Source organism: Sodalinema gerasimenkoae IPPAS B-353 (genome assembly GCF_009846485.1).
Taxonomy (GTDB): Bacteria; Cyanobacteriota; Cyanobacteriia; order Cyanobacteriales; family Geitlerinemataceae; genus Sodalinema; species Sodalinema gerasimenkoae.
This window is the reverse complement of the sequence record NZ_ML776472.1, coordinates 1592998-1610464: the sequence shown is the minus strand read 5'-3', so window position 1 is coordinate 1610464 and position 17467 is coordinate 1592998. Positions and strand designations below refer to the sequence as shown.

Annotated in this window: 15 protein-coding genes; 8 read left to right on the top strand and 7 right to left on the bottom strand. The window is 52.5% G+C overall.

Annotated elements, in window-relative coordinates; genetic code table 11:
- Positions 1 to 3: 3 nt before the first annotated feature.
- The 3 genes from hpsU to L855_RS07115 form a co-directional block, all read right to left on the bottom strand.
- Entirely contained in the window at positions 4 to 615 is a 612-nt protein-coding gene (hpsU, locus tag L855_RS07125) for a hormogonium polysaccharide biosynthesis acetyltransferase HpsU (RefSeq protein WP_159786045.1), read from the bottom strand.
- Positions 616 to 668: 53 nt separating this feature from the next.
- The gene (locus tag L855_RS07120) at positions 669 to 3038 is read right to left on the bottom strand and encodes a heavy metal translocating P-type ATPase (RefSeq protein WP_159786042.1); all 2370 of its coding nucleotides are present in this window, start codon (positions 3036 to 3038) and stop codon (positions 669 to 671) included.
- Positions 3039 to 3151: 113 nt separating this feature from the next.
- Positions 3152 to 3892 carry a hypothetical protein gene (locus L855_RS07115; RefSeq protein WP_159786039.1) on the bottom strand — a complete coding sequence of 247 codons (741 nt, stop codon included), beginning with the start codon at positions 3890 to 3892 and terminating at the stop codon, positions 3152 to 3154.
- A gap of 209 nt (positions 3893 to 4101) precedes the next feature.
- On the opposite strand from L855_RS07115, the gene recR reads away from it, so the two are divergent.
- Positions 4102 to 4713 carry a recombination mediator RecR gene (gene recR, locus L855_RS07110; RefSeq protein WP_159791010.1) on the top strand — a complete coding sequence of 204 codons (612 nt, stop codon included), beginning with the start codon at positions 4102 to 4104 and terminating at the stop codon, positions 4711 to 4713.
- Here the strand turns inward: recR and L855_RS07105 are convergent.
- Both L855_RS07105 and ald read right to left on the bottom strand, forming a co-directional pair.
- Entirely contained in the window at positions 4710 to 5891 is a 1182-nt protein-coding gene (locus L855_RS07105; RefSeq protein WP_159786036.1) for a nuclear transport factor 2 family protein, read from the bottom strand. The genes recR and L855_RS07105 overlap by 4 nt on opposite strands.
- Before the next feature lie 132 nt (positions 5892 to 6023).
- A complete protein-coding gene (ald, locus tag L855_RS07100; protein WP_159786033.1) occupies positions 6024 to 7115 on the bottom strand; it encodes an alanine dehydrogenase in 1092 nt (363 codons plus the stop codon).
- A gap of 269 nt (positions 7116 to 7384) precedes the next feature.
- On the opposite strand from ald, the gene L855_RS21115 reads away from it, so the two are divergent.
- The 5 genes from L855_RS21115 to menD all read left to right on the top strand — a co-directional run bounded on the left by L855_RS21115 (position 7385) and on the right by menD (position 11155).
- Complete coding sequence (locus tag L855_RS21115; protein ID WP_170187919.1) at positions 7385 to 7558, top strand: chlorophyll a/b-binding protein; 174 nt, start codon at positions 7385 to 7387, stop codon at positions 7556 to 7558.
- Positions 7559 to 7673: 115 nt separating this feature from the next.
- The gene (locus tag L855_RS07095) at positions 7674 to 7964 is read left to right on the top strand and encodes a hypothetical protein (RefSeq protein WP_159786030.1); all 291 of its coding nucleotides are present in this window, start codon (positions 7674 to 7676) and stop codon (positions 7962 to 7964) included.
- 104 nt (positions 7965 to 8068) lie between these two features.
- The gene (locus L855_RS07090) at positions 8069 to 8491 is read left to right on the top strand and encodes a BlaI/MecI/CopY family transcriptional regulator (protein ID WP_159786027.1); all 423 of its coding nucleotides are present in this window, start codon (positions 8069 to 8071) and stop codon (positions 8489 to 8491) included.
- A complete protein-coding gene (locus L855_RS07085) occupies positions 8491 to 9354 on the top strand; it encodes a M56 family metallopeptidase (RefSeq protein ID WP_159786024.1) in 864 nt (287 codons plus the stop codon). The genes L855_RS07090 and L855_RS07085 overlap by 1 nt, the downstream gene beginning before the upstream one ends.
- Before the next feature lie 34 nt (positions 9355 to 9388).
- Complete coding sequence (gene menD, locus L855_RS07080) at positions 9389 to 11155, top strand: 2-succinyl-5-enolpyruvyl-6-hydroxy-3-cyclohexene-1-carboxylic-acid synthase (protein WP_159786021.1); 1767 nt, start codon at positions 9389 to 9391, stop codon at positions 11153 to 11155.
- An 8-nt stretch (positions 11156 to 11163) separates the two neighbouring features.
- Here the strand turns inward: menD and L855_RS07075 are convergent, their stop codons facing one another.
- Together L855_RS07075 and L855_RS07070 are read right to left on the bottom strand one after the other, a co-directional pair.
- Positions 11164 to 11844 (bottom strand): ATP-binding response regulator, encoded by a 681-nt coding sequence (locus L855_RS07075; RefSeq protein WP_159786018.1) that lies wholly within the window; start codon positions 11842 to 11844, stop codon positions 11164 to 11166.
- A gap of 133 nt (positions 11845 to 11977) precedes the next feature.
- On the bottom strand, positions 11978 to 14875 hold the full coding sequence (locus L855_RS07070; protein WP_159786015.1) for a PAS domain S-box protein: 2898 nt from the start codon (positions 14873 to 14875) through the stop codon (positions 11978 to 11980).
- Positions 14876 to 15304: 429 nt separating this feature from the next.
- Here L855_RS07070 and L855_RS07065 point away from each other — a divergent pair, with 429 nt between their 5' ends.
- Together L855_RS07065 and L855_RS07060 are read left to right on the top strand one after the other, a co-directional pair.
- Complete coding sequence (locus L855_RS07065; protein ID WP_159786012.1) at positions 15305 to 16090, top strand: hypothetical protein; 786 nt, start codon at positions 15305 to 15307, stop codon at positions 16088 to 16090.
- Between the two features lie 328 nt (positions 16091 to 16418).
- Positions 16419 to 17375 (top strand): RNA polymerase sigma factor, RpoD/SigA family, encoded by a 957-nt coding sequence (locus L855_RS07060; protein ID WP_159786009.1) that lies wholly within the window; start codon positions 16419 to 16421, stop codon positions 17373 to 17375.
- Positions 17376 to 17467 lie beyond the last annotated feature (92 nt).

The following is a 17467-nucleotide window of genomic DNA, read 5'->3' as shown; positions in this document are numbered from 1 at the left end:
CCCCTAAGAACCTGGGGAGTCCCCCTCGTTCATCGTCCGTGGCGATTTCGCACGACAGGGACTCCCCAAACAGATAAACCCCGCCGGAAGGTCACTAAATACACTACTGCGGGCCCCAACCACCGTATTTGAGCCAATGGTGACCCCAGCGGCCACAAAACAATCCGTTGCAACCCAAACCCCATTCCCGAGAGTAATAGGGTTGGTTTTTAGGCCAAACTGGCGATCGCCAATCTCATGACTTCCCGTACAGAAATAGGTTTTCTGGGACACCACACAATGGTTCCCCAGACGAATCTCATCGAGACTATAAAACACCACATCATCCCCAACCCAGCAAAAATCCCCCATCGTCACCTTCCAGGGATACGTAAATCGGGCCGTCGGACGAACAATCACCCCCTCCCCTACCGTGGCACCAAAGCGACGTAACAGCCAGCAGCGGAAGCCATTAGCGAAATGAGGTGACAGGGGAAAGGAGATCGCCTGAACCAGCCACCACAGCAGAACATAGACCCCCGAACGGCCGCGATCATAATCCGATTGGTCATAGCGGGCCAAATCCACCCAAGCCGGGGTCTCAATATCAGGTTTCGAGAACTCAGTTGACGTCATGAACACAGGAAAAAAACAGAACAGCCCCTAGCCGCACCCCTTAGCCATCAAAGTTAGCCATCAAAGCGACGCAGTAGCAACGAGTTCGTCACCACACTCACCGAACTCAGAGCCATAAAGCCAGCCGCCACCGCCGGATCGAGGAGAATCCCAAATTTCGGGAGTAAAATTCCCGCCGCAACAGGGAGTCCTACGAGATTATAGCCAAAGGCCCAGACGAGATTTTGGCGAATCTTATTAAACGTGGCGCGACTGAGACGAATTGACCCCAGGATATCCTGGAGGCGATCGCCCATCAAGACAATATCCGCCGTTTCCACCGCCACATCCGTTCCTGCATTCAACGCCAGTCCCACATCCGCTTGGGCCAACGCCGGTGCATCATTAATCCCATCACCAACCACCGCCACCGTCAATCCTGTTGCCTGTAACTGAGCAATGCGCGAGGCCTTATCCTGGGGACTCACCTGAGCCATAATCTCCTGGGGAGACAGGCCCAACTGTTGGCCAATCGCCTGAGCCGTTTCTGGGCGATCGCCCGTCAGCAGTTGCACCCCCAACCCCAACCGACGCAAGGCTTCCACCGTCTGCGCTGCATCCTCGCGCAGTTGATCACGAACGGCGATCGCCCCCGCAAACTCCCCATCAATGGCCACATACACTAGACTATTCCCCTCACGGGCCATCATGTCGAGCCAATCCTCCACCGCCGCGTCAGGGACAATCCCCTGCTTCTCCAGCCAGAGGCGATTCCCCACCAACACCAGTTGCGACTCAATCATCCCTCGCACCCCTAACCCCGCTTCCGTGTGGGAATCGGATACCCGAAGCAAGCTCAATCCCTCCGCCTGGGCCCGACTCACGATCGCCTCAGCCAGAGGGTGGCTCGTTTGTCGTTCCACCGAAGCCACCCATTGCAATAGATTCCGGGGCCCCCGTTGCCAAATGTCGCTCACCTGGGGATGTCCCGTGGTCAGAGTTCCGGTTTTATCAAAGACCACCGTATCGAGTTGATGAACCCGCTCTAGCACATCACCCCCACGAATCAGTAGCCCCCGTTCCGCACCCACACCGGTTCCCACCAAGATAGCCGTAGGAGTCGCCAACCCCAACGCACAGGGACAGGCGATCGCCAACACATCAATCATCAGCTTCAAACTGAGCAACAGCGGCGACAGTGGCTCCTGGCCCATCCCGTGGACATGGCCCAAATTGGGGAACTCATGGGCCGTCTCTAGGACATTGGGAAATAAATCTACTCCCACTCCATACCAAAACAAAAATGTCAAGGCAGCCAGAGTCATAATCCCATAGGTAAAATAGCCCGCCACCGTATCCGCCAACCGTTGTACCGGGGCCTTGCGGGTTTGAGCATCTTCCACCAACGCCACAATCTGTGCCAACGCCGTATCTTTCCCCGTGCGTTGCGCCTGGATAATGATGCTTCCCGACTGATTCAGGGTTCCTGTCGTGAGGCGATCGCCCGGCCCTTTGGCGATCGGTAACGATTCTCCCGTCAACATCGACTCATTCACCAAGGTTTCCCCAGCCAAAATTTCCCCATCCACCGGGATTTTCTCACCCGGACGAACTTGTAAATATTCTCCCACCCGCACCTGATCCGCCGGTAAATCCACAATCGTCTGAGGATCGAGCTGGCTCAACTCCTCAATCTCCGTCAACAGATGCACCGTTTTCGGCTGTAACCCCACCAGAGACTTGAGAGAAGCTGAGGCGCGATTTCTGGCCCGGGATTCGAGCGATCGCCCCAACAGCACAAACCCCAACAACATCACCGGTTCCTCAAAAAAGCATTCCCAAGCCAAATTCGGGAAAAACAGAGCCGCCGTACTGGCCAGATAGGCCGTCACCAAGCCAAACCCCACTAGCGTATTCATACTCGGCGCATTTTTGAGCAAGCCCCGGGCCCCCTCCACAATAATCTCGCGCCCCGGAATCACTAACGCCAGAGAGGCCAGGGCAAAATGAAACCAGATATTACTCAACCCCGGAATCGGTGGAACCCCCAGCATTTGCAAATGGCCCAATACTGACAGGATAATCAGCGCCAAGGCCACCCCAAGCTGACGTTGCTGTTGCTGCTGTGCCTCTCGCTGGCGTTCCTCCGTCGCTTCCAAATCCGCCAACGACAGTCCTTCCTGACGGCGTAACTGACTAGGAAACCCCCCTTCCGTCAGGGTTTGGGCCAGAGTCTCTGGATTCACCACTCCCGGCTCACAAGCCACCGTCGCCATTTCCGTCGCCAAATTGACTTTCGCCGAGGCCACCCCCGGAACTTGGCTCAGTTTCCGTTCCACGGCTTTCACGCAGCCGGCGCATTTCATCCCCCCCACATCCAGGGCGAGGGTTTCCAGGGAAGTCACTTGGGGTTGAGTTTCAGGTTGAACCGGGGAGACTTGCATAGATGACGCAGACAGACTCAATAAATATCCTTATCTCTAAGCATACCGAGATCCGGCACCGCCATTAGTACTCTGAATCACTTCCCAGGAAATACATCCCTTAAGCCACTTCATCAACTCGGGTTGCGAACATAGTCCACATTGAGAAAGAAAACCGTCAGAATTGTCAGGAAAAGATAACCAAACAAGCCCATGACGAAGGACGAGACAAGCTCCATCAACTCTGGGAGTAGTGGGATGGCACTCACAACAACTGAGGCAAACCCGAGACCAACAGCAAGGACAACCACAATAACAAAAAAGGCAAAACCCAGCAAAAAAGCACGGCCAAATATTTTCCACCATTGTCCTTTCACTAAATTGCGACTGTAGGATAAACCATCCAAGCCACAACCACGCAGGGCAACCGCATCAAAACTAAAATAAAATAGATTTGCCAAATAAATTCCCGGAATAATCAACAGGACAAATCCAATAATTGTTAAGATTCCTCCAACAAGGATCACCAAAAGACTGGGGAAAAAACGAGAGAATCCTTGTTGGATAATGGAAACCATCTCAATGGGTCGGTTGAGAACTGCTAATTCCGTTAGAATGAAAGTGCTGACGACTCCCACAATTGATAGAACGATAGTTGCAACCAGAACCACGATCATCATGGGACTAGCAGCCATATCAATTTGACTCGGATCTTCAGGCATTGGACTAAGCAGTTGAAGAATAGCGATGGGAATATCAATCACCAAGACCAGAACCAAGAAATTAGAGAGATTATCCTTGAAGATTGACCAGCCCATATCAAAGTAATCACCAATCTCCAACTGGGGATTTTTCAGACGCTGTTGTTGTGTCATAAGGGATAGATTAGGTAAAACATACCAATTCAATTAACAGGAAAAATCCAGAATAAACATCGCTTAAGTCAGACAAGCGGCAATTCAACCAAATAGTATTGAGTTTCCTATAAAAAACATGGTACAATGATGATAGCTATACCGCCATTTTTTTTACATTAATTTAAAATTAACCCCAAAATCCGCTATAATGACGACCGCCTAATTCCATTCCCAGGAGGTGTCCCGTTTATACTCGTCCCCTCGCTCGGCTAATCGAGCAATTCCAAAAACTTCCCGGTGTTGGCCCCAAGACGGCGCAACGCCTCGCGCTTCATGTGCTCAAACGCCCAGAAGCCGAAGCCCAGGCCCTGGCCACGGCCCTAGTAGAAGCCAAGCAGCAAGTCGGGTTATGTCAAGTCTGTTTCCACTTCTCCGCCGATCCCGTCTGTGAGATTTGCCGCAATCCCAACCGGGATGACAGTACCATCTGCGTTGTCGCCGACTCCCGCGATGTCATCGCCCTAGAAAAAACACGGGAATATCGCGGTAAATACCATGTCTTGGGGGGAACGATCGCCCCCATGGATGGAATTGGCCCCGAACAACTCCATATACAGCCCCTGGTGCAGCGCGTCAGTCAAGGAACCGTCAAAGAAGTCATTTTGGCCATCAACCCCAGCGTCGAAGGGGAAACCACCACCATGTATGTGGGGCAACTCATCAAACCCTTTACCCGAGTCACCCGTATCGCCTTTGGCTTACCCATGGGAGGGGACTTAGAATATGCCGATGAAGTCACCCTAGCCCGGGCCTTAGAAGGACGACGGGATCTCGACTAGAGAATTAACCAAAGCCCCAACCCCCAAAAAGGAATCCAGCGTAGGCCCCGCTGGGGATGGCCGGGGGGCATAATTCCCCCCAGGATAATCCCTTGAAAGACACTAAACAAGACAATATCCAGAGCAAAGGCGATGGTGACGCGATCGCCCCGTAACATCTCCCCAAAGAACCCCAGCCGTTCCCCAACTCCACCCACATCTCCCACCGCCAAAAACCAAACCACGGCGATCGCCCCCACGACTAACCCAGTCCAGCCAAACGAACGAGCAATAAACCCCTTCCCTTGACTCCGTTGCGAATCTGGCTCCGTGGTGCAACGCAGCCCCATATAGGGTAAAAGAAAGATATTCGTCAAAAACATCGCCCCCAGCCAAATCAGAGGGCGAGGGAGGTGGTAGCCGCGAGGATCAGCCAACAACAGCGGCAGAAACATAAAAATCCAAGCTTCGGCAAAATTAAAAAAGGCCTGCGTCACCGGATGCACTGGGGGAGACTCCAACACCGTCAACCCCAACTGATTGACAATCGGCAGCACAAAAAAGAAATTCAACGACTCATCCAGAAGTTCCTGAATCGTCTCAGGTTGCAAGGCCCAGAGTGGATCTCCAGGAAGCAACAGATCCGCCGGTGAAAGAATCAACACTGCCAAATAGATCACCGTGAAGATCCCCAGAAATGCCGCATAACCGGGATAGAGTTGAGCGGATGATTGAGCCGACGATTGAGCCGCAGGTGGTTTTAAGACTCGTCGTGCCAGGGGTGCCACAAACCGGACAATCAACAGTGCAAACCGCCCCAACTTCAGAGGGGGTTCCGAGATATCACGAGCAAACACCAGTTTGCCCGTCTCCCCAGAAAAGCGATAGAACCCCACCCCCCGGCCATTGGGAAAGGGAATCCCCGCCAGTTCAATATGCCAAAGCAGGGCCACCGTCTCCCCCTCCCCCTCAGCACAATCATCAATCACAAACAGCAAATCCTCAGGAACATTGCCACAAGTTTCTGCAAAAAACGCCCGAACCTCAGCCGTTCCCCGAAAGGTTTTCCTGAAGTTCACATCCTCATACACACAATCATCATCAATATAAGCCAACGCCCCCTCAACATCCCGCCGGTTAATCGCCTCATATAAAGCCGTAATCTGTTCTTGCTTCGACAACTCCCTCACATCACCCATAATCAACCCTCTTACTAGCTTGCCTAGGGCGACCACAAGGGTACGCCCCTACGTCTTTGCTATTGCCTATTGCCTATTGCCTTCTCCCCCCTATTCCCTATTCCCTATTCCCTATTCCCTATTCCCTATTCCCTACAAATCCCCAAACACCTCCCGCACCGCCGGATGAACCAACTGATGATCCCGCACATTCACCCCAGAGGCGATCGCCTCATCCATCTCAATCGCCTTAGTCCCCGCCTCCGCCAACTTCAACACATAGGGAAGCGTACTGTGATTCAACGACTGAGTCGCCGTGCGAGGAACCGAACCCGGCATATTGGGAACCCCATAATGTAAAACATCCGCAACCAAATACGTTGGTTCCGTATGCGACGTAGGGCGAATCGTCTCAATACAACCCCCTTGATCTACCGCCACATCCACAATCACCGCCCCCGGCTTCATGCGATGAACCAAGTCTTGCGAAACCAACGTCGGCGGCTTACGGCCCAAGACTAACGCCGCCCCCACTAGCAAATCCGCGTCAGGAACCGCCGCCTCAATGGTGAGGGGACTGCTATATTGCAACTCCACCCGGGAACCAAAGAGCATTTCGAGATAGGAAAGGCGATCGAGATTAATATCAAAAATCCGCACTCGCGCCCCCAACCCGATCGCCACCCGAGCCGCTTCCGTTCCTACCACACCCCCACCGAGAATCACCACATCCCCCGGAGGAACCCCCGGAACACCCCCTAACAGAACCCCCCGGCCCCCTTGAGGCCGTTCCAAGAAATGGGCCCCGAACTGTACCGAAAGTCGTCCCGCAATCACACTCATGGGAGCCAGCAGTGGCAAACGGCCATCCGGGAGTTGAACCGTCTCATAGGCGATCGCCAAAATGCCCGACTCCATCAGGGCCTCCGTCAACTCTCGTTCCGCCGCCAAATGAAGATAGGTAAACAGGAGGCGATCGCCCCCACCCCCTTTAAGATACGCATATTCCTCAGGCAAAGGTTCCTTCACCTTCACCACCAGCGGCTGTTCCCAAGCCAACCCCGCCGACTCCACCACCGTCGCCCCCACCTGGCGGTAATCATCATCAGCAAACCCAGATCCCACACCGGCCTGAGTCTCCACAAACACCCGATGGCCGCGATCACAAAGAACCCGAACACTTTGCGGACTCAACCCCACCCGAAACTCCCGGTTCTTAATTTCCTTAGGAACACCAATGTCCATAAACGCCCCACCCATCAAAGGAACAAATCCCCCCCATTGTATAGCCCGAAGAGGGCGACCACGGTTCGGCGATCGCTCACCGACCACAGCTCGGCGATCGCTCGCTGACCATAAAGGTACGCCCCTACGTCTTTATCTATTGCCTACTGCCTACTGCCTACTGCCTACTGCCTACTACCTACTGCCTACTGCCTACTGCCTTTCTTCCCCCCCTTGCCTTCTCCCCAGAAATTCCTACAATAGAAACATCCCCAACCCTGTTAAGTTTTATGAGCCAATCTCCTGAACCCTCCGTCACTCCCAATCTCACAGAACCTAAATTCGGATTTAACCAATATGCCGAACGGCTCAACGGGCGTGCCGCGATGATTGGCTTCATCGCCGCCCTCGCCATTGAATACCTATCCGGCCAAGGACTCTTAGCCTGGTTAGGCCTGATCTAGTTTCGGCGATCGAGTAGGATCAAGATGGAAGAGGGCGTGGAACAGCCGTCTCAACGACCGTTGCACCACACCCTCCCCATCTATCGTTCGCGGACTTATACCGTTCAAACTTCTCATGAATGCTGTTTGGCATCGATTTCTCAAACCGTTTTATCGTAAAGAGCCGATTTCTAGCTTTATCTTGACCGTCGGAGCCGTCGATGTGGCTCTGGGCGGTCTTGGCAGTTATAGCTCACTGCTACTTCTGGGGATGGGAACCATGACCGGGGCGATCGCCCTGCGCTGGTGGTACAGTCAACGGGCCGACAGCCATCGTCCTCAAGAATCTCTCCCCGAATATTATCTCGCTCCCGGCGTTACCTCTGAACCACTACCTCGTCTCAGCCCCAGTAAATATCGCCGTTAAGCCATCACCTGGGGAGAGGTTGCCGATTTGGGAGCAAAAACGGGGTAAAATACGCGGCATTGGTTTAGTGCATACCAATGTTTTGGCCACCCCATATCGTTATTATGGTTCCTCTCCCCGATCATCGTCCCCAAAACTTATCCCTCGGACCCTTAGAAGCCGAGATCCTCGATATTATCTATGATCTCGAAGAGGTAACGGTTAAAGATGTTCACGATCGCATCCTAGCCGATCCTGATCGCGAACTCGCCTACGCCTCCGTCACCACAGTGATGCGTCGCTTAACCCAAAAGGGTTGGCTCGACTGTGACAAAACCGATCGCGCCTTCCGTTGGCGGCCGCGAATTTCTCGTGAGCAAGCCCAAATGCTAAAATCCCACGATCGCCTCAAACATTTTCTGGCCGTCAGTAGCCCCGATGTGGTCGCCGCCTTTGCCGACAGTCTCGATGTCGACAGCTTGGAGCGCCTCGATGCCATTGCACAACGGATTCAAGCTGTTCGCCGCCAACGGGAGGAACAGTCCTAATGCACTTGTTGATGATTCTCATGGCTTTGGCGATCGCCCTCGGCTTCCGTCAGGGGAATCTCAACGGCCAACCATCCCCGGGACTATCCCTATCAAACCTAGAGCAACGCTGGCGTTCTCAGATTGTTGCCCTGGTCGCCCCTGTGCTACTTCTGCTCACCACCGCCATCGCCGTTCTCTCCATGGGCGCACAAGGGCAGATGGTATGGCAGGGAACCGGCCTGGCGAGTTATGTCATCTCCTGGCTCTTTCTCCTAACAGCCCTAGGTTGCCTCCTCCATCAGGGACTGAAACTGCGCCGCACCCTAGCACAGCTACGTCAACACCCTAAAACCGAGGTGCTTGGCTATCCCTGCCGCATCCTCGACGATACAGCCTTATTTAGTGCCCAAGTCGGGGGCTGGAACCCGGAACTCACCATCACCCAAGGATTATTAGACCATCTCGACGGCGATCGCCTGGCCGCCGTCCTGGCCCACGAAGAAGGGCACCGTGTCTATCGCGATACCTTCTGGTTCTTTTGGCTGGGGATCTGTTACCGTCTTACCCTTTGGCTTCCCCAGAGCGACCTCCTCTGGCAAGACCTACTCCTACTGCGAGAAATTCGTGCCGATGCCTGGGCCGCTCAACAGATTGACGAACTGCTCCTGGCTGAGTCCCTATTGGATGTGGTGCGCGCCCCACTACGCTCGACGGCCTCCTTCGAAGCTGCCTTCAGTTGTACCGCTCCCCCCTCTCGCCTAGAACAACGAATCGAGGCACTCCTCTGTGGCACTCATCCCGGCTTACGCTTCGGCTGGCAAGGCGTCCTACAACTGGCCTGGGTGTTATTGCCCCTAACCATTATCCCCTTCCATCACTAACCCAAACCGCTCACGACCACATCACAAACTCTCTATGGCGGTTGACGCTCGCAATACCAATACTCTCTGGGCCTCAATTCTCGTAGAGACCCTGGCCCGTTTAGGATTAGACCTCGCCGTCATCTGCCCGGGATCTCGCTCCGGTCCTCTGGCGGTGGCCTTTGCCCAACAGGAGCAGATTGAGGCTATCCCCATTCTCGATGAACGCTCAGCCGCTTTTTTTGCCCTGGGCCAGGCCAAACGCACCCATAAACCCGTCGCCCTCGTCTGTACTTCAGGAACCGCCGGGGCTAACTTCTACCCAGCCATTATTGAAGCTCGCGAATCTCGGGTTCCTCTCGTCGTCCTCACCGCCGATCGCCCGCCGGAGTTACGTCATTGTCAAGCGGGACAAGCCATTGACCAACAGAAACTCTATGGCAACTATCCCAACTGGCAAAGTGAACTGGCATTGCCTCAGTTGAGTTTGAGCCAACTGCGCTATTTACGACAAACCTTGGTGTATAGCTGGGAGCGCACCTGTTTTCCTGTCCCCGGTGTGGTACATCTCAACTGTCCCTTTAGCGATCCCTTGGCCCCGGAACCCCAGCCAGAGACTCAGGAATTCGTCAGTCAGTTGGGAGCTGGAGTCTGGGAGGAGTTTTTTGCAGCGGTGACTTCAGAACGTCCTGCGACTCCCCGTCCCTCGGGAGAAAGTCTCGATCGCGCCTTCGCCACCTGGTTTAAGAGCGATCGCGGCCTGATTGTCGCCGGTGTCGCTCAACCCCGTGACCCGAAACGCTATAGTGAACGGGTAGCCCAACTGGCTAAAACCCTGGGGTTTCCCGTGTTTGCTGAGGCCCTGTCTCCCCTACGCCATTGGGCTTCGATGAACCCTCAGTTAGTGGTCAGTTATGACCTCCTGCTGCGTCATCCCCAAATTGCCACCGAGTTACAGCCCGATGTGGTGCTGCAATTGGGAGACTTACCCACCAGTAAGGTGTTACGGCAATGGCTACAACAGGTCAATTCCTTAACTTGGGTCTTAGATCCCAGCGATCGCAACCTGGATGCCCTCCATGGCCGCACCGTTCACTTGCGCCTCGATGTCGAACGCCTACCTATCCCTGATCCGGTGGTTCCTCCGGCTCCCTCGGAGTTTTGCCAACAGTGGTGTGATGCTGATGCCAAGCTGGCCGATGCCCTAACCCCTAAAATGACTGAGACGGGCCCACTACGGGAACCGCAACTTCCCTGGCTCCTCTCCCACGGCTTGCCCAGTCAGCGACAGGTGATGGTGGCCAACAGTACCCCAGTCCGAGATATGGAATGGTTCTGGCGACGCAGCGATCGCCAAACACAAGTCTTTTGTAATCGTGGCGCTAATGGCATTGATGGAACCCTCTCGACTGCCATTGGCTTAGCCTATGGGGGCAGGCCGACATTTCTCATCAGCGGTGATTTAGCCTTTCTTCATGATAGTAACGGCTTACTCCTAGCTCAACGCTTAAAAGACCAGGGCCATTTGACGGTTTTACTGATTAATAACCAGGGTGGAGGGATTTTTGAACTCTTACCTATCGCGCAGTTCAATCCTCCCTTTGAGGCGTTTTTTGCCACACCACAACAGGTTGACATTCAACAACTCTGTGCTGCCTATGGGATTGATTACAGCCAAATTGAATCGGCTGTTGACCTAAAAGAGTCCTTACATCAATTTCCTAAACCGGGGTTACGGGTTTTAGAACTTAGAAGCGATCGCCGTCAAGACCAGGCCTGGCGATCGCAGCTATTTGCCATGGTGTCTCAACTTCAGGTCTGATGGGCCCATTAACCCTGATTTTGCAGAAGATGGAACTGTCGTAGCAAGGTAACATTTTCAGGAGTTAAGAGTTTTTGCATTTCTTCAACTTGATTCAGCAGGGAAATTTCTCTGGAAAACTCTTCCTCCAAAATGCTGATATAACGCTCCTGAGCCTCCGGCGTTTTTTGAGCCTGCAACATTGTTAAGGCCATCTTGATATTAGACATGGGACGACGCAGCTCTTGGTTAAGATTGGTCATTAAACCATCTTTGGCATCCAAGAAATCCTGAAGTTGACTCAACTCATTCGACAAACTCGACAGGCGATTAACCATGATTTCTTGCTTCTTAAACCTCGCCTCAATGGCTCGTAAAAGTTCATCAGCATCAAAGGGTTTTACCAAATAATCATCAGCTCCCATCTCAAACCCTTGACGCATATCCGAACGATCTGTTTTAGCTGTTAAAAAAATAAAAGGAATCAGGGCGGTTTCCACATCGTCTTGCAAGGTTTGTAACACCTGATAGCCATCCATCTCCGGCATCATGACATCGCAGACAATTAGATCCGGAGACTCCTCACGAGCACAGGCTACCCCCGATTCTCCGTCACTGGACCCGAGTACCTCAAAGCCCTCCAAACGGAGAATTTTCATGATGTTTTTCTGCAACACCTGTTCGTCTTCAACAACTAATATCTTTTTCATGATTTTTTAGTAAGCAGTTATCGACTTATTTGATGCTTGTAGAGCATTAAGACAAAAATGTCAAGGTCGATTTTACACCCTCAGGGTAGCCAACTCAGACTCCTTAAGGCTAATGTTAACTAACTTCACAGAATCAGGAAAGGGGGAGGTGTACGCAAATCTGAGTCCCGACTCCGACCTGACTCGTCACCTCTAAGGTTCCCCCATGTAATTCAACCGAGCGCTGCACAATCGCTAATCCCAAGCCTGTACCGGGAATGGTTCCGACATTTTTTGCACGGTGAAACGATTCAAATAAGCGGGGTAAATCTTCTGGTGGAATACCAATCCCCTCATCTTTAACACAATAGACCAGCTCCTGCTCGTATTTTACTAAATGAACATAGACCGGCTGTTCAAGGCTAGAGTATTTGAGCGCATTGGAGACTAAATTGGTAAAAATTTGCCGTAGCAACTTTTCATCGCCATTTAAGAGGACAGGCTCGTTGGGAATCTCCCAAGACAACTGGCGATCGCGGGCAATGCTGTTTTGGAGCTGTCGTAACAATTTGTGACAAAACTCACAGATATCCAGAGGCGTAGGATTAAAGGTCAACGTCCCCGACTCACTCTTGGCCAGAGTCAGCACGTCATCGAGGAGTTCGGTCATGTGACCAACCGCCGACTGAATATCATGGAGTTGTTCGAGTTGCTCCTCCCGAGTCCACTCATAGCGTTGCAGCAGTTGGCCACAGGATTTGATCACCGCTAGGGGAGTGCGAAACTCATGGGAGGCCATGGAGATAAAGCGAGATTTGAGATCAATGAGTTCTCGTTCCTTTTGCAGAGCCTTGATGACCTCCGCCTCGGCTCGTTTGCGCTCGGTAATATCCTGGATGACCATCACCAGATAGGGAGCCACCTCTGGAATATCATCCAAGGCCTCGACCGATTCGTCTCGAACCAGTGAGATAGTTACATGGACCCAAATGGCAGTACCATTGGCGTGCAGAAACCGTTTTTCCAAAGCAACCGTCTGGCAACGTTCCTCAATCAGATCCTGGGCGGCCTGTTCGGACGGGGGCAGATCTTCAGGATCGGTCATCTCCAAATAGGTGCGCTGAGCCAGTTGTTGGGGGCTGTACCCCAAAAGGTCACATAGTTTTTGATTGACAAACTCCCATCGGCCCTCCAGGGTGACTTGAGCCACCCCCACGGCCATCTGTTCAAACAGCGAGCGGAACCGTAACTCACTCCGTTGTAGGGCAATGGTGCGTTGGGCAACTTTGGTTTCCAACTCCTGGTTCAGTTGCCGCAGGGCAATTTCTGCCTCTTTGCGATCGCTGACATCCTGAACAATCCCCACAATCTGTTCCGGGTTCCCCTGGGCATCTCGACTCAAGACAATTTCTCGACTATGAATCCAATGCCAATGGCCATCTACCCCTCGCAGGCGATATTCACATTCGAGGAGTTGACCGGCATTGAGTTGTTCGAGGCGATCGCCGGGTTCCCCAATTTGGGAGACATCCTCAGGATGAAGCCGCTCACAAACCGTAGACAGCCCTAATTCAGCGATCGTAGTGGGGGTATAGCCGATTAGGGCTTCAACCTGACAGTTGATATAGATAATCTGCCAACTGCTAATTTCATAGACATAAAGGATATCAGGGGAGGTATCGGCAATCTGCTGGAAGAGGCGCTGTTGTTCCATCAGTGCCATTTCAAACTGTTGTCGCTGGGTGATGTCAATCCCCACGGCGATCGCAGCGCGGCTACTATCGTATTTCTGGGCAACCACCAGATATTGCAATCTGGACTCCTCAATATCGAGGGTAATAATTTGCCCCGCCGACATCGCCACATCCCTCATGAATTCCCCCATGAAGTCCGCCAATTGATGAGACGGCTGACTGGGAAAGCGGAGGTCTTGTCCCAGGAAATCTTCGGGAACTAGACCATAGAGATTGGCAAAGTTCGAGTTCACCCCTTGGTAGCATTCCTTGTCATCCACCCAACAGACAATGCCGGGAATCGCGTCGAGAATCGCTCGCAGGCGATCGCTCGTTCGTTGTAATCCCTCCTGCGCCTCCTGTCGGGTGCGGATACTGGCCCGTAGCATCTCGTTAATGCTCCGCAGTTGACCGGTGCGAGCTTGCACTCGCTCTTCTAACTCACGGGTGTTGTTTTGGAGAATCGCCTCCGCCCGTTTGCGAGCCGTGATATCCCGGGCCACCCAAAGGGCACACATGGTAATTTCCTGAGCCGAGATGGGTAAGGGCAACGGAGAAATACGAGCCTCAAACCACTGACTCTGAAGGTTTAGGTTATCGGAGTCGTCTCGGGGAGGAAGGTGATATTCATAGCGAATCGTACAACCCTGCTCCCAAGCCCGTTGGATCTGCCCAAAAAATGCCTGATCATAGGGCGGTTCGAAAAAAGCCGCGATAGTTTCGTTAACATCAGGATTGATGCGGCTGTAATCATGACTCGGCAAGCCCACATGGAGCTGCTCATCATTGTGAATGCTGATTTCTAGCACGATATCCGGCATCGTGGACAACAGCATTTGCAGTTTGGTGTAACTGCTGATGAGTTTTTCTTGCAGCAGTTGCTGTTCTTCGAGACTCAAGGGAGCTTGATAGTCGATTTGAACCGGATAGCCCTGACAGAGTACGTCCTGAGCTAGTAAGCTCCCCACCAGATGTCCCTCAGCATCCAGAACCGGTAAGGTCTCCTGAGGCCCTTGCTGAAGTTTTTGGATAAGCTGATGCCAGTCGGGGGGGCTGTTCTGTCGCCAGCAAGGCTGTTGAGGGTCTTGCCGCACCACAGACCCCAGGGCTTGGCTGCGATCGCACTGGGGATCTTGGAGGAGTGCCAGAGCATCCTGTTGAGAGAACCGTCCCAGGAAGCGATCGCCCTCCATGACAAACACATTCATCAGGTTCTCCTCTAGGAGGGTGGCGATCGCCTGTGTCAAGGACACCTCAGCCGGCACAATCAGCCGTTGCAGACTTTCGAGATTCTCAAATTGTCCATCGAAGATTGTCATAAGAGGAGGAGACCTCAGCCTATCGACAGGTACTCAGTAGTTACACGCACAAAACTGTTGTGGATTTACGCAATTAAAAATATGTATATCCGACAGTTTTCATCGCCCTCAATTACGACTATCATCGTAAATGTATCGAGGTAAATCCTTTAACCTCATCTTCTGAGAATTGTAGCATTAATAAAGGCAATTAAAACAAAAATACTTGTTTTGTAATATCCTAGATAGTATTGCTTGTAAACACTTGCAACCCCGTCGATTCATTTTGTTTAAGCCCCAACTCCCTTCTTGGAATCAGCCCTAAGTGCTATCTGTTGTCCCGATTCTGATTTTGACGTTTTGTCGAGTTTGCGCGATCAAGGGTTGAACTTTTTATCTATCCAAGACCTTGAACTTACATTGTTTACATCACCTTATCAGGTCAGAATCATGAAAAACGCTCGCATCTACTCAACCCGCTCTGCTGTCGCTGAACTTTTGGGCTATGTTAAACAAAGAGCCACCGGTCGCCTCATCGTTGTTTACGAGTCGACACAATACTATTTCGATTTATTTCAGGGACAACTGGCCACAGCCGTTCTATCCCTGCATCGTCGTCGTCGTTGGCAACGAGCCGTTGAACAGCGTGTTCCCCAATGGCAGCATCGCCTAGAGCCGAAAGGGAGTCAACAAAACTGGGAACGCAGCCACCTGCACCATGGTGTCAGTGAGGGTTGGCTGACCGGCAAGCAAGCCAAGGCCATTTTGACCGATTGCACTCGGGAGGTCCTGTTTTCCTTAATTAATAGTTCCAACTGTCACATCCACTGGCAACCGAGCAACAGCACCCTCTGTCCTCGCTGGACATTGAACGCTAGAGTTCTTGACCACATTTATGAGGAGGTTCAAGAATTATCACAAAACTGGCAAGAGTTAGGACTCAACCCCCAGTGGGTTTTTCAGGCTCCCCAACTCGATGAGAGCTTAGATCTCAGTTCAGCCATTTTTTCTCATCTGACCTCATCCTTGGATGGCAACCATTGTTTTTGGGACTTGACCTCAGACTTATCCATCTCCCGAGCCACCGTCAGCCGCATCCTCCGTCATTTCTTAGAGCAGGGAATTATTCAACTCCGTCCCCTGGGGGACCTTCCGGCGACTGAGGCTCAACCTCCCCCCTCAGAGTTAGCTTGGGAACTTGACATCAGTTACATCCGCGACATGATGGTTGCCTAGAAGGTTAACCGCCCCACTCTCCCCCCGTTAAGGTTTGCTCCAGGAAGCAGACCTTATTTTTATAGTAATTCTCCAGCCCACCATTGTGCCGCGAATCTCTTGGCCGTTTTGTACTCCAGGCTGCAATGACGGGGTTTGAATCTCGCTAGGCTAAAGAGAGTATCCCTAAAGTCGTTACCGTTGAGGGCTGTCATTTAGGCTTAAAAGCGTTACAATTGTTTACATAGAGCAGAGATTTACTCATTTCTCTGAGATCACCGTCCTGAACGCACCCGAACGACTTAAGCCAACACGAGTTCGTCGTAACCCAACCTCAAGCACCTCCGTTATGAAGACTGCTCAGACCTCTACCGACTTAGTCCGTACCTATCTCCGAGAAATTGGTCGGGTTCCCCTGTTAACCCATGAAGAGGAGATCCTATACGGCAAACGAGTTCAAAAACTGGTTGCACTCGAGACGATTCAAGAAGAACTCGCCCAAAAACTCGATCGCCAACCCACCCGCCAAGAGTGGGCCGAGGCTGCCAAACTCAGCCAGCGACAGCTTCAAAACGAGATTGAGAGTGGCGAGACTGCCAAACGTAAGATGGTAGAAGCCAACCTCCGTCTCGTGGTGTCGGTGGCCAAAAAATATATTAAACGCAACGTAGATTTGTTGGACTTGATTCAAGAAGGCACCATTGGGATGCAGCGTGGGGTCGAAAAATTTGACCCCACCAAGGGCTATCGCTTCTCAACCTACGCCTATTGGTGGATTCGTCAGGCGATTACCCGGGCCATCGCTGAGAAGGGCCGCACCATCCGTCTGCCGATTCACATTACCGAAAAACTCAATAAGATTAAGAAGGTTCAGCGTCAACTGACCCAAGAACTGGGGCGGGCCCCGAGTATCAGCGAAATTGCCCAGTCCATGAGTCTCACCTCGAAACAAGTCAGAGACTATCTCGAACGCTCTCGCCAACCCTTGTCTCTGGACTTGCGAGTGGGGGAAAATCAGGATACAGAACTGGCGGACTTACTCGAAGATGACGGCCCCTCTCCCGAGGACTTTGCCGTGCAGTCGTCCCTGCGCAGCGATCTCGAAACCCTCATGGCCGATTTAACGGCCCAGCAGCGGGAAGTCTTGGCCCTGCGGTTTGGCTTGCGGGATGGGAAAGCCATGACCTTAGCCAAAATTGGCGATCGCCTGAAAATCTCTCGCGAACGAGTGCGACAGATTGAACGGGAATCCCTCACCAAGTTACGCAAACGCAAAGCCGATATGGGTGAGTATCTCGCCAGTTAAGACGCAGAAGGGGAACGACACAGGACCAGTAGTCTAACTCCATTGGCGTTCCCCTTCTGGGTTTACCTTATGTGGGTTCACCTTGAGGCATG